The sequence below is a fragment of the Patiriisocius marinistellae genome, from assembly GCF_009014635.1.
Taxonomy (GTDB): domain Bacteria; phylum Bacteroidota; class Bacteroidia; order Flavobacteriales; family Flavobacteriaceae; genus Patiriisocius; species Patiriisocius marinistellae.
Window position 1 is genome coordinate 326164 of record NZ_BKCF01000001.1, and the last position, 15405, is coordinate 341568.

A 15405-nucleotide genomic window follows, 5' to 3' on the forward strand; every position below is an offset into this window, starting at 1 on the left:
TTGTTATAAATAAGAATTTTAGCAAACATATTCAAAGATACATATTTATTGACTTTACAGCATATTACATAAATATTTTACAATTTAAAACGTTAACCGACACTAATCATACCGCTGGCGTTATTTTTTGCGCTTTATTGATAGTAGTTTTGCGTTGTTACTAGATGAGCTTCTCCACTTTGCGAGAAATTGATATGAAAAACAACGCTATTAGCATTTCAAAAATTACAAATACTTCGGCAGCGAAAGCACATTTTTTTGCCATTGGCTTAAATTATAAAAAAGCTGATGCCGAAATTCGTGGACATTTTAGTATTTCAGAAAATACTCAAAAAGCGATATTATCCTCTGCTGCATCAAATAACATTCAATCACTTTCATTAATTTCTACTTGCAACCGTACAGAGTTATATGGGTTTGCTGAAAATGCATCACAACTCATTAAGCTATTATGTGAACATACACATGGTACCGTTGAGGAGTTTGAAAAAGTAGCCTACATTTATCAAGGAAAGGATGCTGTAAGCCATTTGTTCAAGGTAGGGACTGGGCTCGACAGTCAAATACTTGGTGACTTTGAAATTATTAGCCAGCTACGCAATGGACTTCGTCGTTCTAAAAAAGCTGGATTGCTCAACGCATATATGGAACGCCTTGGAAATGCGGTTATTCAAGCAAGCAAACGTATTAAGAACGAAACAGAGATTTCAACGGGAGCAACATCTGTTAGTTTTGCCGCTGTGCAATATATAATGGCACGCGTGCCTTATGTAAATGAAAAAAACATCTTACTTTTTGGGATTGGTAAAATTGGAAGAAATACGTGTGAAAATTTAATAAAACACACAAAAAACGAACACATTACTTTAATAAACAGAACTAAAGTAAAAGCCGAAGAAATTGCTGGAAAGTTTAATCTCGTTGTAAAAGACTACGCAAATATTCAAAGTGAAATTGCAACTACTGATGTACTTATCGTTGCAACAGGAGCTCAACAACCTACCATTACAAAAGAGCTGTTATATCTTAAAAAACCATTACTAATTCTAGATTTATCAATACCAAAAAACGTGTCAGAGTGTGTTAAAGATAATGAACATGTAACCCTTATTCATCTAGATGAACTTTCAAAAGTAACAGATGCAACACTTGAGCACAGACAATCCCAAATTCCTTTAGCTAAAAATATTATAAGCGAAGTGGCTACAGAGTTTAATCTTTGGGCAAAAAACCGAAGCTTTGCTCCTACAATTAAAGCATTAAAAAGTAAGCTTTCTGAAATTAAAATTGGTGAAATTGATAACCAGCGACGCAAAATTTCAGGCTTTAATGAAGACCAAGCCGAAATTATTAGCAATCGTATTATCCAAAAAATCACCACCCAATTTGCTAATCACTTAAAAGGTGCAAATGGTAATACACAGGAAAGCATCGACCTTATTAATAAGGTATTTCAATTAAACGATGAAGTTAATGGATAAAATAATTCGTATTGGCACTCGCGATAGCGAATTAGCGCTATGGCAAGCAAACACCGTTAAATCTCAATTAGAAAACCTAGGTTACAAAACCGAACTTGTTGCAGTTAAATCAACAGGAGATTTAATATTAGACAAACCACTATACGAGTTGGGAATTACAGGAATTTTCACAAAAACACTAGACATTGCTATGTTAAATGGAACGGTGGATATTGCTGTCCATAGCATGAAAGATGTTCCCACGGCATTACCTAAAGGCATTGTTCAAACCGCTGTTTTACCTAGAGCCACTTCTGAGGATATACTTGTTAAAAAAGAAAAAATTGATTACTCACAACCATGCATAGTTGCAACAGGAAGTTTACGAAGAAAAGCGCAATGGCTACATCGTTACCCACATCATTCTGTCGTAGACTTACGAGGCAATGTGAATACAAGATTACAAAAACTAACAGATAACAATTGGGAAGGTGCCGTTTTTGCAAAAGCGGGCTTAAAACGCATTAATGTATTGCCAGAAAACCATGAAACACTGGACTGGATGATTCCTGCACCAGCACAAGGTGCAATGGTAATCGTTGCATTAGAAAACGATGCTTTTAATAAAGAAGCAACCTCAAAACTTAATGATAGCACTTCGGAAATTTGCACAACCATTGAAAGATTGTTTTTAAAAACACTTGAAGGTGGCTGTACAGCGCCCATAGGAGCATTGGCCGAAATTATAGATGATAGTATACAATTTAAAGGTTGTTTATTCTCCCTTGATGGCACTCAAAAATTAGAGATTGCCCGTTCAATAAAAGTGGACAATTATTTAAATACAACTCAAGAAAACCTAGGAATTTCAGTAGCAAAAGAGCTTTTAGAAAATGGCGGGAAAGAATTGATGTTAAAAATAAAGAATGCTTTGAAATAAAATGAAATCAATTTTATCCACAAAAAAACTAAAACTCAATCAAAGAGATTTACTCTTAGGTGCCGGCTTTAGTATTGTGGATTATAACGCTATTAATATTGAGACTTTAGATTTTGATACACCTAGCATTATTGAAAATGCTATTTTCACGAGTCAAAATGGAGTAAAATCGTTTTTTGAAAACTGTTCAATCAAAAACAAAAAAACTAAAATTAAAAATGTGTTTTGTATAGGCGAAAAGACAAAGTCACTTTTACAAAAAAACGGTTTTAATGTAACTAAAGTAGGCGAATATGGAGCTGATTTGGGTAAATTTATAGTTGAAAACCACGAAAACGAATCATTTTATTATTTCTGTGGAGCGCAACGAAGAGATGAATTACCAAATATTCTAAAAAATTATGGAATTGAAATTTCCGAAGTAAAAACATATAAAACAGTCCTGTTCCCGAAAAAATTTGAGCAAAATTGGGACGGTATATTATTTTTTAGTCCAAGCGGTGTTCAAAGTTATATTGCAGAAAACATCATCATTTTTAAAGAAACAAGCGCAATTTGCATAGGTAATACAACGGCGACCGAAGCAGCTAAACATTTTAAAAATGTTGTTATTGCAAATAATACATCTGTTGAAAGTGTGATTGCAAAAGCAGTTAAAACTTTATTATAAACAGGTCTCCTCGAGTGCAGTCGAGAGGTTATTTAACTAAAGTGAATAAATACAATTCTCGACTGCGCTCGAATAAATTAACAGTAATTAAAACGAATGAATACAATAAAAAACGACCTATTTCTTAGAGCTTTAAAAGGAGAAACAGTAGACCGTCCACCCGTGTGGATGATGAGGCAAGCGGGGCGTTACCTTCCCGAATTTATGGAGATTAAAGCTAAATATGATTTCTTTACACGTTGTCAAACGCCAGAGTTAGCTAGCGAAATTACTGTACAACCCATTCGTCGTTATGGCATGGATGCGGCGATTTTATTTTGTGATATTCTTGTAATTCCACAAGCGATGAATATTCATGTAGAAATGAAACCAGGAATAGGACCTTGGTTACCTAACCCTATTCGGTCACAAAAAGATTTAGACAGCGTGATTGTTCCAGATATTCATGATACACTAGGTTATGTGATGGACGCAATTAAAATGACAAAAGAAAAACTGAATGATGACATTCCATTAATTGGGTTTGCTGGAAGTCCGTGGACTATTTTATGCTATTGCGTGCAAGGGCAAGGTTCAAAAAACTTTGACAAAGCAAAGGAGTTTTGCTTTACACAACCCGTTGCTGCACATACTTTACTTCAAAGAATTACAGATACTACCATCGCTTATTTAAAAGAAAAAGTAAAAGCTGGAGTAAATGCCTTACAAGTTTTTGATAGTTGGGGAGGTATGTTATCTCCTGTGGATTATCAAGAATTTTCATGGCAATATATTCAGCAAATTATTGATGCTTTAAAAGATGAAGCTCCTGTGATTGCTTTTGGTAAAGGATGTTGGTTTGCACTAGATGAAATGTCAAAAAGTGGTGCTGCTGCTTTAGGTGTTGACTGGACATGCTCACCTCAAGATGCTCGTAAGTTGACCGGCGGAAATATTACATTACAAGGTAATTTTGACCCAACAAGGCTTTTTAGTCCTCCAGCCAAAATAAAAGAAATGGTACACCAAATGATTAATGAATTTGGGAAAGATAAATACATTGTAAATTTGGGTCATGGTATTTTACCAAATATTCCTATTGAAAATGCAGGTGCTTTTATTGAAGCAGTAAAAGAATATAAAGTAGAATCTTGAATATCTGGAAACGAGTTACACAATTAAGTATTGGACAACTTTTTAAGTTATCCCTCCTTTTTTTGTCACATCCATTTTTGATTTTGCCTACATTGAGAGCAACTAAAAAAACAATGCAATTATGTGATGAGCGTTTTGACAAATCACACCATAAAAGTAATCAAGCCAACGCTTTTAGACATGCTTTGTGGAATATTTTAATTTGCAAAAACGCCTTAAAAGTTACTAAAAACAAGCAAAAAAGTGTTTTTTGGGCTCAAAAAGTGGGTGATCTTTATGAAAAGGTTACTCAAAATGAAAAAATGGATAAAGCCATGGATTTGCATAACAATTCCGTGGGAAGAATTCTGTTTTTAAATCTTTTAGAAAAAAATGAAGAAGAAATCCTTTCCTTTTTAGCCTTCAAAACTCAAAGTTCTCAAAAAGCGAATACTATTGCAGACATGGCAAAATACCGAAATGAACTTGTGTACATTGAAGATTGATTTAATATAAGATGGTAAAAAATATTGCAAAAGGCATAAAAGCCTACTTAGGCACTTTCAAACTTATTAGTCAATTAGGGCTTTGGAAGTATTTTGGCGTACCTATTTTAATTTCGTTTATAACCGCACTACTTATTGGTTTTTCTGCTTGGGGTTTAAGTGATAATATAGGCGGGTTTATTGCAAAAATTTGGTTTTGGGATTGGGGGAAAGAAACTTTTACAACCATTAGTGAATTTCTTGGTGGAGCTATTGTTATTGCTATTGGCTTAATATTATACAAACATATTATCATGGCTTTTAGCGCTCCATTTATGAGTCCCGTTTCAGAAAAAATTGAGCATCACCTCTTAGGACAAAAACATACACATAGAGAAACAACAAACACGGCTCAATTAATTAGAGGAATTCGTATAAATGTGCGAAATCTTGTACTTGAATTAATATTAACAGTGCCATTATTACTGCTTAGCTTTATACCAATATTAAATCTAGTTACAACTGTTTTAGTTTTCATAATTCAAGCATATTATGCTGGATTTGGGAATATGGACTATACCCTTGAACGCCATTTTAAATATAGAGAAAGCATCAATTTTGTAAAGTCAAATCGAGGTGTAGCTATTGGAAACGGAATTATATTTATGGCAATGTTATTTATCCCAGTCATAGGTATATTAATAGTATTACCGCTCTCAGTAACTGCATCTACAACAGAGACTGTAAGATTGATTCATGAATCTGGAAAGCTAGAAAGTAAAAATTTAACTTCGGAAATATTAAGCCATTGATGCGATGAATATCATTGAAAAATATGACAAGCAATTTCTATACGCTGGGGTTTTAATAAACCTCATAATTGCTGTACGTTTTTTTCAATTATGGTATTCACCTCAAGAAGATCAAGTGTCACAAATTATAACCATGGCTACACTTGTGGGCTTTGAATTTATCATGGTACATAGTGGTGTTTTTATGGCCGTTTTCCCAAAAAAAATTTCATTATTTATATTCTTTCCTATATACGGTCTATTTGCTTGGGCTTTTGCTTCAATGATTGATGACTGGCACATTGTTGTAATAACATATTTAGTTGCAGTTTTTAACCGAATGCGCTTTGCTTTTGCAGATGTTCCACAGAAAATTAAATCAAGAAATATTCTAACTTCTGTAATTGCAGTTATGGTGTATTTTTTTTTAATGATGATAATTGCTTTTAATGCTGAAAAAATCCCACATTTAGGATTATCCCCATCTTTCCTATCACAATCAAACTATTTTGAAAATATTGACACCGGAGGAATTTTATTAGACATTCCACAATCTGCCTTATGCTTTGGAGTTTTATATTATTGCATCCTTGCCATTATTGAATTTAAGCTCTTAAATTACGAGGGCAATAATGTCCTAGAAATTAAAAAATCATGAAAGAAAAATTTGTAAAATATATACGTTCACTTCAAAAAACAATAACTTCAAAAATTGAAGAAATTGATGGGAAGGCAACATTTCAAGAAGATATATGGATGCGACCAGAAGGTGGTGGTGGACGTACGCGTGTAATTGAAAACGGTGCCGTTTTTGAAAAAGGAGGCGTAAATATCAGTGAAGTTCACGGAAAACTACCAGAGACTATGCAGCAATATTTTGGTGTAAAAGACGCAGATTTTTTTGCTTGCGGACTAAGTTTAGTATTACACCCTAATAATCCCATGGTTCCTACAGTGCACGCAAATTGGCGCTATTTTGAAATGTATGATACAGATGGTAATATTGTTGACCAATGGTTTGGAGGTGGTCAAGATTTAACTCCGTATTATCTATTTGAAGAAGACGCTCGTCATTTTCATCAAACATGTAAAACTGCTTGCGATAAACACAATGTTGATTTTTATCCCAAATACAAAAAACGTTGTGATGAGTACTTTTATAATAATCATCGTAATGAAGGAAGAGGAATAGGTGGGTTATTCTTTGATTATTGCAAAGCTACTGAAGAAATGGAGATGCAAGACTGGTATAATTTTGTAACCGAAGTAGGAAATAGCTTTCTTGATGCCTATGCACCAATTGCCGAAAAAAGGAAAAATTTATCCTTTACTAAAGAACAAAAAGACTGGCAAGAAATAAGACGCGGCCGTTATGTTGAGTTTAATCTCGTACATGATAAAGGAACCCTCTTTGGACTGAAAACAAATGGAAGAATTGAAAGCATTTTAATGAGTTTACCTCCTAAAGTACAATGGGTTTACAATCATGAACCAGACACTGACAGCCAAGAAGAAAACTTAATTAAAGTACTACAGAACCCTAAAGACTGGATACAGTAATACAGTTTATTTTTTTTAAATTATATAATTTATTAAACTACCTCCACAGCATCGCTTTTTTAGATTTTATTTTATCTCCAGGTTGATAAGATTGAAAACGCGCTTTTAACAATGTTTTTCTTCCTTTTGTATTTCTTGTATAAAGTAAATTTGCTTTACTATACGTTTTTTTCCAATTGTTAAAAAACAAAGATGCCTTATCTTTATGTTCACTAAAGACACCTGGAACCGTATAGTAATTCGAAAATCCTAGTTGCTTTCTAAACCAAATTGATTGTGAAATTAAATACCTTGGAGATACTACCGGATTAATTATTTCTTGAAGATAATCAATAAACTGAATGCTTTCTTTAGCAGTAGCTCCCATCAAATAACAAGAGATTACACCATTACTATGTTGATCAATTTGGACGCTAATTTCAGAAGCCGGTGTTTCAATAATCTGTTCATCAATAAGAGTGTTTTTTAGAATTTCAGTAATTTTAATAAGCTGCTTATCTCGCCTACCATATTTTAAATATAAATGTACAGCCTTAATCATTTTTGGAAAAAACAACATAAATATTGCAGCCAATATTGCGTATATAAAATATAATACTCCTCTTGAAAATAAGACATTTATATTTTTCAATAATAATTCAGGAAGGGTAATTGTTACTACTGTAATTAACTCAATGATAGTGTATTTAAGTGCATCATTAAAATAAACTATTTTCTGTTTTTGATATGGTACTTCATCTTGAAAATCTAGCTTCAACTCTCTAACGAGTTGATACCCTCCCCCTATAGCTAAATCCCACCTTGTTTTTGTTTCATCACGTTTTAGTGCAACAGACTCCATTCTATTATTTAGTGACTTAATATCGTCTAGATGGTTTAAAATATCCAATCGTTCTGCACCATTTTCTATATAAAAGTCTCCTGTAAGTGAAACACCACAAAAAGCTTCAAAGCGGCGTTTTAAAATCTTCAAATCAGCACCACCATCACTTACTGTTGGGTCTAAACAAACAAGATGCCAGATATTAGCAGATTTTTGAGGGTTTTGAGGATTTACTCTAATTGCGCGACCTCTCATTTGATTAGACATTACAAACGAGCCCACAAAAGATGCTAATATTAAAGTATTAATTGCAGGAGCATCCCATCCTTCTCCTAATAAGGATTTTGTTCCAATTAATACTTTGATGTTTCCATTTTCAAATAAAGAAGTAATAACTGCAACAATTGTTTTTTTTCCTTGAATGGTGGGCGTTATTAAAACAAAGCCACCACCTACATATTTGTACTTAAAAAAATCTGGCTTTATTTTAGTTTTTAAAGTTGCAATGAGTGATTGATGTACTACAATCAATGACCCTGTAAGCACTCCTAAATATCTATCTTCTATAGTGAAAATATTGTCTTCTTCAATTTTTCGCCTAATGAATTGGAAAATAGGTAGTACACCTAATGTGTTAATTTCAGAAGTAGGTTTATCATTTTCAAAATTTAAAAACTCCTTTCGTATGTAATCTGAAAGAATTACCATTCGTAAATCATCTTTCAAACTATTAGATTCAATTTTTAAAATATCAACAATACTAGAAAGCTTCGTAGAACTTTGAGATAATGATTTGTATAATTTGCTTTCTCCTATAAGGTTGATTTTATTTTTTTGTAAGCCACCTATTTTTCTAAGCTGCTTTTCTATACTTAATAATATTTCCTCATCGTCAAGATAGCGTTCTCTATTATCAAATATAAGTGGTTGCAATAACGCTGTAACCCACTCATAACTAAATGAAGGGAATTCAATTTTTTTTGAATCAATTCCTAAAACATTTATTTTTTCTTCTGAAATTTGAACACCAACATCATTTAAAAAAATAAGTATGGCTGAGTAGAATGATGTATTTGAATATATAGCTTCTTCAAATTTTTCTGTATCATTATAATAGGGGTGGCTTTTTATAAATGTAATAAAAGCCTGATTTTTAGAAAGGCTATTAATGAAATCCATTAATTGCCCACGATACTTAAGTATGGCCTCTATTTCTTTTTGTTTAGGTTTTGAAAAATGAACAAAATCTTGATGGGGGCATAAGTTTTTCTCACGAACTAATTCTGGCACACCTATTTCCATATCAATAGGGCCGCAAAGATCAAAATACTTTTTTATTTCTTTAGATTCACTATCGTAAGGAGGCGTTGCAGTTAATGAAATAACAGTACAATTGGGTAAATTCTTTATACAGTATAATGGCTTCCACCATTCATTTTTTAAATGATGTGCTTCATCTAGTAAAATAGTTTCAATACCAGCTTCTTGAAAAAACAGTAATAATTTATCTTTATCATTATTACAATCAATTCTAAAAAAAGAATGTAATGATTGATATGTTGTAAAAGTTAGTATTGATGTGTTTTTTATATCAAAGGATGAAAGATCGCTTTTAGGGTGTTCTAAAAAACACTCTTCCATTCTTTCTTTCCATTGATTTCTAATTGTTAATGTAGGTGATAACACCAAAGCCTTTTTATTAACACGCCCTAGCATTTCTAACCCCAATACGGTTTTCCCTGAACCTGGAGGAGCAACTATATGTAAATGATCATCTTCAATATGTGAGACAAAATCTTTTAAAAATCTTTCTTGATAATTTCGCCATGAGTACTTGAAATTAAAAGATTTTGATAGCGTGTTCAAGATAATTGAGGCTCGATTAATATTGGTAAATTTGTTGAGCTAAAAATACTCATTTATATGTACCCATTAAGAAGAAACAGAAGATTAAGAACAACTGAGGCTATGAGAAGTCTTGTAAGAGAAACTATCATTTCTCCAAACGATTTTATCGTGCCACTTTTTATAGTGGAAGGAAAAGGCGTTAAGGAAGAAATAGCTTCAATGCCCAATTATTATCGTTATAGTTTAGACCTCTTAACTACCGAAATTAAAAAACTGTGGTCACTGGGTTTAAAAAGTGTTTTACTCTTTGTAAAAGTTCCTGAAAGCCTTAAAGATAATAAAGGAACAGAAGCATTAAACACAGATGGGTTAATGCAACGTGCAATAAAAACTGTGAAAAATGCTTGTCCAGAGATGGTTGTCATGACAGATGTAGCGATGGATCCATATTCAAGCTTTGGTCATGATGGAGTAGTTGCTAATGGAATGATAGTAAATGATGCTACTAATAATATTTTAAGCCAAATGGCTCTAAGCCACGCGCAAGCAGGAGCAGATATTGTTGCACCAAGCGACATGATGGATGGCCGTATTTTTCAAATGCGTACTTTACTTGAAGAAAACGCATTTTATAACACAGGTATTATGAGTTATAGTGCAAAATATGCATCTGCATTTTATGGGCCTTTTAGAGATGCGCTTGATAGTGCTCCAGTTGATGCGCAAGATGTGCCAAAGGATAAAAAAACGTACCAAATGGATTCTGCAAACCGGGAAGAAGCTATCAAAGAAACATTGATGGATATCGAAGAAGGAGCAGATATTGTCATGGTAAAACCTGGACTTTGTTATCTAGACATTGTTCGTGATATTCGTAATGTTGTGGACGTACCTGTTGCGGTATACCAAGTAAGCGGTGAATACGCTATGTTAAAAGCCGCAGCAGAAAAAGGGTGGTTAAATCATGATGAGGTAATGATGGAACAAATTTTGAGTATAAAACGTGCAGGAGCGACCATGATTGCAAGCTATTTTGCAAAAGATGTTGTCAAACTAATTTCTTAAAAATATGAAAACCCTATTACTTACTATAATTTATACAATTTGTGTAATGACTGCCGCATTTCCGCAGGAGGAAAACGCCATACAAATAACAGATAAAACTATAATAAAGGATATTGATGGAACACAAATTTCTATCGATGATTTTGTGATTTTGATGGATAGTAAAGAATACAGTATTGAGCCTAAAAAAGATGCAAATGGAGCTGCATATATTCAAATTGTACAACTCACAAAAAATCAACTTAACAACAATGCTAAAGTTGCTAGCCGCATAGAAGAATTTACCGGGGGAACACTGCCACCGTTTTATTTATTTGATAGCAATGAAAATGTAATAAGTACTGAAAACACGAAGGGCAAAGTTGTTGTTTTCAATTTCTGGTTTACCTCTTGCCCTCCTTGTATTCAAGAACTTCCAGAACTCAATGAGGTCTATGAAAAATACAAGAATAACAAAGAGATTGTATTTGCTGCGATTACTTTTGAGAGAGCGCCTAAAATTGAAAAGTTTTTAAAAAATTATGATTTAAAATACCCCATTGTGCCACAACAAGGTGGTTTTAGTCAAAAAGTATCTCGCGGGTCTTATCCCACAAACGTAATTGTTAAAAAAGATGGTACTGTACAGGAATATATTTCGGGAGGAATAAAGGGTATTGGGAAACAAATAGAAGCGGCGATTGAGGCAGCGCTTTAAATTTTTTATAACTTCGGAAATATGAAACAACTACTATTTGTGCTATTGATTAGTATTTCGGGACACATGGTAGCACAGCAAAAAACTGTAAAAGGTGCATGGCTCGAAAAATGGGAGAATAGCAAAGATTATCTCATCGCTATTGCCGAAGCAATGCCCCAAGAAAATTATGACTACAGGCCTACAGATCGTCAAATGACTTTCAAAGAACAGCTTATTCACATAACAGGAAATATGGACTGGCTAAGTAACTCCTATTTTACTGAAACAGGTTTTGAAAGAATAAAAAGTGAACTCCCAAAAACAAAAGCCGAAACTATCATAGTAATCAATAAGGCTTTTAACAATGCTAAGTTAATCATAGAAAATACCCCAGATAATACTTTAACCGAAACGGTAAATTTTTTTTCGGGCCCTAAAAGCAAGATTCAAATTCTCAACTTATTACAAGATCACGTCACACACCATAGAGGACAATTACTCGTATATCTTAATTTAAAAAACGTGGAACCACCAGCTTTTGTAGGGTGGTAATTATTTAAAAAGTAAATTATTCCCTTTTTAATTTTTCTTTAATACTAGATTTTGTGCATTTCTAGTAACTTGCCTAAAAATTTTAAGCATGACGCTACTTATCCTTTACGCAGTTCTTTCTATTTTCTTTTCTTTTTTGTGTTCCATTTTAGAGGCCGCATTATTAAGTTTTACGCCCACATTTATTAAAATGAAAACTGCGGAGGGCAAAGGATATGCAAAAACATTAGCACATTTAAAGAAAAACATAGATGCTCCTCTTATTGCTATTTTAACGATTAATACTGTTGCACATACCGTGGGAGCAATACTTGTAGGTGTACAAGCAGAAAGCTTGCCTTATAAGGTAGATGTAATGGGTGTTAATATTGTAGGGATTGTTTCGGCAATTATGACAATTTTAATTTTAATAGTTTCTGAAATCATTCCTAAAACCATAGGAGCTACATACTGGAAAAGTTTAGGGCCTTTTACTGCAACAGCCCTTAAACTCATAATATTTCCACTAAAATATACAGGAATCTTATGGTTGCTAAACTTGACAACAAAGTTAATAGGAAAATCTGCACACGTAAGCACCATGAGTCGTGAGGAGTTTATTGCCATTACCGACGCTGCTGAGCAGGAAGGTGTTTTTGAAGAAAATGAAAGTGCTGTAATTAGAAATTTACTAGTCTTTAAATCTATTTTGGCTAAAGATATTATGACACCATTTCCAGTAGTTGAGACAGCAAGTGAAGCACTTTCATTAGAAGATTTTCATGAAACTCATAAAAATTTACGCTTCTCTAGAATTCCCGTTTATAAAGATAAAAGTCATAATATTTCGGGTTTTGTTTTAAAAGATCAAATATTAGAAGAAATAATTGAGGAGCGAGGAAACAAAACACTTGGTGACATTAAACGTGAGATTACAGTTGTTGCAGATGACAAGCCTATTCCAGAAATGTTTGATACTTTTATTCAACAACGTATGCATATAGCACTCGTTGTAGATGATTTTGGCAATACAATTGGCGTTGTTACAATGGAAGATATTATTGAAACCCTGTTAGGCTTAGAGATTATGGATGAGAGTGATGCCATAGAAGATATGCAAGCTCAAGCTAGAAAAAATTGGGAAAGACGAGCTAAACGTATGGGTATTCATCTACAAAAAGAAGAAGAATAGTTTAAATATCTTGAGCGCTTGTGCTTAAGTGTTTCAAAATTGTTGTTAAAAATTGTGATACATCGTAGGGTTTAAGGATTATATCATTCATACCAGAATCCATAATCTTTTTTCTCATTTCATCAACCTCAACAGCCGTAAGAGCTATTATAGGAATTTGTTTGTTAAAAACTCTTATTGCCGTTGTTGCCTCAACACCATCTACATTAGGCATATGAACATCCATTAAAACGAGGTTGAAATGATTGTTCTTAACCTTATCAATAGCTTGCGCTCCGTCATCTGCCAAAGTGCATTTAAAATGGCGTGATTCTAATATTTTCTGAGTTACCTTTTGATTAATTTTATTGTCATCAACAATTAAAATCCGAACGTTTTCAAATGTATTAAGAGGCACATTTTCTTCTTCAAATTCAGCTTCAACTTCATTAAGATTTGCTGGTTTATAATCAATAGTAAAAGTAAATTTTGAACCCTTCCCCTCTTCACTTTCTAAATGTATGTCACTATTATGTAATGCTAATAATTTTTTTACAATTGGTAAGCCAAGCCCAGTTCCTTGATAATTATAATTTTTATTTTCAACTTGAGTAAACTCTTCAAAAATAGTTTCTTGTTTTTCTTTTGGAATTCCTATTCCATCATCAATTATAGAAAAAATAATGCTATAGGTTCCATCTTTTTTTATCTGCTTCACCCCTATTTTAATGTCAATGGTACCACTTTCATTAAATTTTACCGCATTGCCTACGATGTTCATTAAAATTTGAGACAAACGCACTGAGTCTCCTATTAGTTTATCTGGTACATTTCCGTCAATGTTAAGGTGTAAAACATTTTTATTCTGTTCTAACCTATAGGCAAACGAAGAGGTTATATTTTTCAGTAAAACATTTAAACTAAAATTAGTCTTTTCTAATTTAATTCCATTTGCATCTGCTTTATTCAGCATGAGAACATCATTAATTAATGCTAATAAATAATCTGCCGAAAATTTTAATGACTTTAAATCATCTTTATGTTCTCCCAGCTTTTCATCTTCTAACAAAATAGATGACAAACCTATAACTCCATACAATGGGGTCCGCAACTCATGACTAATTGTTGAAAAAAATTGTGTCTTAGATTTTGATAATCGCTCTGCTTCATCTTTAGCAAATTGAAGCTCTTTGTTTTTAGTGTTTAAGCTTTTTAAATAGTTTTTTCTATTACGAAATAACAAAACAATAATTAATAATCCCGCCAATAAAACACTACTAATTATAATATACACCGTTGTCTCATTTCTTACCTTAAAATCAAGGTCGTCAGTATATATTTCTTTTTCTTTTGCAGTTTCTATATTGTTTTGATATTTTTCAATCTCAAATTTTGCACTTATCTCACGAACTTTCTGTTCATTAGCTATCTTTTGTAATGCTACATTAAAATCTTTTTCTTTTTTTAAACTAGCAATAGCTGCCACCATATTATCATCAGCTTCAAAAGCCTTTGAAAGATATCTTTGTGCAATAATTGCCTCATCAAGTAACGATGCATTTTCTGAAATTTGAGCTTGTTTTAAAAGTTCTTCAATAGCCTTACTATAGTCCCCTTTTTGATAATGATACCTACCCCAAAGCGTATTCAAATTAATGGTATTGAGTATGTCTGTTGAGTCTTTTTCGACTATTTTTTCAGCTTTCGTCAAATACTCAAAAGCTTCATCGGGGTCATTAAGCTCAATTTTTGTCCAAGCAAGGTTAATGTAATTTTTAAGTAATTCTTTTTCTTCACGAAGACCGCGTATATTAAGTTCAAGGCTTTTCTCAAAATTTTCAATTGCCATATTAAGATCACCACCTGTATCCATAAACATATGACCTATATTACTATAGACTTCGGCAATAAATGTATCCTGTTCCGTTTTTTTTGCAAACTCAAGAGCTTGCATATAATTTTCAAGACTATTTACAGTATCTCTTAAAGTTAAATACGTTGAGCCTAACCCAGAGTAGCCGTAAGACGTGTAATAGTTGTCATTTTGCTTCTTTGCAATATGTATTAAGTATTTACTTGAAGCTATAGCATTTGTAAAATCATTTGCATATAGAAAATCAAATGATTGCCTTTGAAGAGTTTCAAGGCTATCTTTTGATATTTCTTGATTTTGAGATACACTAAAAAAAGAAGTTAGTGCAATAACAATAGTCAAAAAAAGCCTTTGTTTTTGATACATTTGTGAGGATATTTATGTAACAAACTTATG

The 15405-nt window shown here is 32.8% G+C and carries 14 protein-coding genes; 12 read left to right on the forward strand and 2 right to left on the reverse strand.

The annotated features are described in order from the left end of the window. The first annotated feature begins 194 nt into the window (after positions 1-194). The 8 genes from hemA to hemF all read left to right on the forward strand — a co-directional run bounded on the left by hemA (position 195) and on the right by hemF (position 7019). Positions 195-1481 carry a glutamyl-tRNA reductase gene (hemA, locus tag GB234_RS01410; RefSeq protein WP_151893723.1) on the forward strand — a complete coding sequence of 429 codons (1287 nt, stop codon included), beginning with the start codon at positions 195-197 and terminating at the stop codon, positions 1479-1481. Further along, entirely contained in the window at positions 1474-2400 is a 927-nt protein-coding gene (gene hemC / locus GB234_RS01415; protein ID WP_151892724.1) for a hydroxymethylbilane synthase, read from the forward strand. The genes hemA and hemC overlap by 8 nt, the downstream gene beginning before the upstream one ends. A gap of 1 nt (position 2401) precedes the next feature. After that, a complete protein-coding gene (locus tag GB234_RS01420; RefSeq protein ID WP_151892725.1) occupies positions 2402-3070 on the forward strand; it encodes a uroporphyrinogen-III synthase in 669 nt (222 codons plus the stop codon). A 96-nt stretch (positions 3071-3166) separates the two neighbouring features. Beyond that, complete coding sequence (gene hemE, locus GB234_RS01425; protein WP_151892726.1) at positions 3167-4204, forward strand: uroporphyrinogen decarboxylase; 1038 nt, start codon at positions 3167-3169, stop codon at positions 4202-4204. Beyond that, entirely contained in the window at positions 4201-4689 is a 489-nt protein-coding gene (locus tag GB234_RS01430; protein ID WP_151892727.1) for a DUF6973 domain-containing protein, read from the forward strand. Before hemE ends, GB234_RS01430 begins: the two co-directional genes overlap by 4 nt. An 11-nt stretch (positions 4690-4700) precedes the next feature. After that, positions 4701-5480 (forward strand): EI24 domain-containing protein, encoded by a 780-nt coding sequence (locus GB234_RS01435; RefSeq protein WP_151892728.1) that lies wholly within the window; start codon positions 4701-4703, stop codon positions 5478-5480. Positions 5481-5484: 4 nt separating this feature from the next. After that, entirely contained in the window at positions 5485-6117 is a 633-nt protein-coding gene (locus GB234_RS01440; protein WP_151892729.1) for a hypothetical protein, read from the forward strand. Further along, positions 6114-7019: an oxygen-dependent coproporphyrinogen oxidase gene (gene hemF, locus GB234_RS01445; protein WP_151892730.1), complete on the forward strand. Its 906-nt coding sequence runs from the start codon at positions 6114-6116 to the stop codon at positions 7017-7019. Before GB234_RS01440 ends, hemF begins: the two co-directional genes overlap by 4 nt. 37 nt (positions 7020-7056) lie before the next feature. On the opposite strand, the gene GB234_RS01450 is transcribed toward hemF, so the two are convergent. After that, positions 7057-9708, reverse strand: a complete 2652-nt coding sequence (locus tag GB234_RS01450; RefSeq protein WP_151892731.1) for a DEAD/DEAH box helicase family protein — start codon at positions 9706-9708, stop codon at positions 7057-7059. A 57-nt stretch (positions 9709-9765) separates the two neighbouring features. Between GB234_RS01450 and hemB the strand changes: the two genes are divergently transcribed. From hemB to GB234_RS01470, 4 genes are all read left to right on the forward strand, one after another. Continuing rightward, positions 9766-10755: a porphobilinogen synthase gene (gene hemB, locus GB234_RS01455; RefSeq protein WP_151892732.1), complete on the forward strand. Its 990-nt coding sequence runs from the start codon at positions 9766-9768 to the stop codon at positions 10753-10755. A gap of 4 nt (positions 10756-10759) precedes the next feature. Continuing rightward, positions 10760-11452 carry a TlpA family protein disulfide reductase gene (locus tag GB234_RS01460; protein ID WP_151892733.1) on the forward strand — a complete coding sequence of 231 codons (693 nt, stop codon included), beginning with the start codon at positions 10760-10762 and terminating at the stop codon, positions 11450-11452. A 21-nt stretch (positions 11453-11473) separates the two neighbouring features. Next, the gene (locus GB234_RS01465) at positions 11474-11986 is read left to right on the forward strand and encodes a DinB family protein (RefSeq protein WP_151892734.1); all 513 of its coding nucleotides are present in this window, start codon (positions 11474-11476) and stop codon (positions 11984-11986) included. An 88-nt stretch (positions 11987-12074) separates the two neighbouring features. Next, positions 12075-13157, forward strand: a complete 1083-nt coding sequence (locus tag GB234_RS01470) for a CNNM domain-containing protein (RefSeq protein ID WP_151892735.1) — start codon at positions 12075-12077, stop codon at positions 13155-13157. A gap of 1 nt (position 13158) precedes the next feature. On the opposite strand, the gene GB234_RS01475 is transcribed toward GB234_RS01470, so the two are convergent. Continuing rightward, the gene (locus GB234_RS01475; RefSeq protein WP_151892736.1) at positions 13159-15375 is read right to left on the reverse strand and encodes a tetratricopeptide repeat-containing hybrid sensor histidine kinase/response regulator; all 2217 of its coding nucleotides are present in this window, start codon (positions 15373-15375) and stop codon (positions 13159-13161) included. Between the last annotated feature and the right edge of the window lie 30 nt (positions 15376-15405).

Bases quoted from the DNA above. Each gene is read 5' to 3' on its own strand.
- hemA (WP_151893723.1), top strand. From the start codon at position 195: ATGAAAAACAACGCTATTAGCATTTCAAAAATTACAAATACTTCGGCA.
- hemC (WP_151892724.1), top strand. From the start codon at position 1,474: ATGGATAAAATAATTCGTATTGGCACTCGCGATAGCGAATTAGCGCTA.
- GB234_RS01420 (WP_151892725.1), top strand. From the start codon at position 2,402: ATGAAATCAATTTTATCCACAAAAAAACTAAAACTCAATCAAAGAGAT.
- hemE (WP_151892726.1), top strand. From the start codon at position 3,167: ATGAATACAATAAAAAACGACCTATTTCTTAGAGCTTTAAAAGGAGAA.
- GB234_RS01435 (WP_151892728.1), top strand. From the start codon at position 4,701: ATGGTAAAAAATATTGCAAAAGGCATAAAAGCCTACTTAGGCACTTTC.
- GB234_RS01440 (WP_151892729.1), top strand. From the start codon at position 5,485: ATGAATATCATTGAAAAATATGACAAGCAATTTCTATACGCTGGGGTT.
- hemF (WP_151892730.1), top strand. From the start codon at position 6,114: ATGAAAGAAAAATTTGTAAAATATATACGTTCACTTCAAAAAACAATA.
- hemB (WP_151892732.1), top strand. From the start codon at position 9,766: ATGTACCCATTAAGAAGAAACAGAAGATTAAGAACAACTGAGGCTATG.
- GB234_RS01460 (WP_151892733.1), top strand. From the start codon at position 10,760: ATGAAAACCCTATTACTTACTATAATTTATACAATTTGTGTAATGACT.
- GB234_RS01465 (WP_151892734.1), top strand. From the start codon at position 11,474: ATGAAACAACTACTATTTGTGCTATTGATTAGTATTTCGGGACACATG.
- GB234_RS01470 (WP_151892735.1), top strand. From the start codon at position 12,075: ATGACGCTACTTATCCTTTACGCAGTTCTTTCTATTTTCTTTTCTTTT.
- GB234_RS01475 (WP_151892736.1), bottom strand. From the start codon at position 15,375: ATGTATCAAAAACAAAGGCTTTTTTTGACTATTGTTATTGCACTAACT.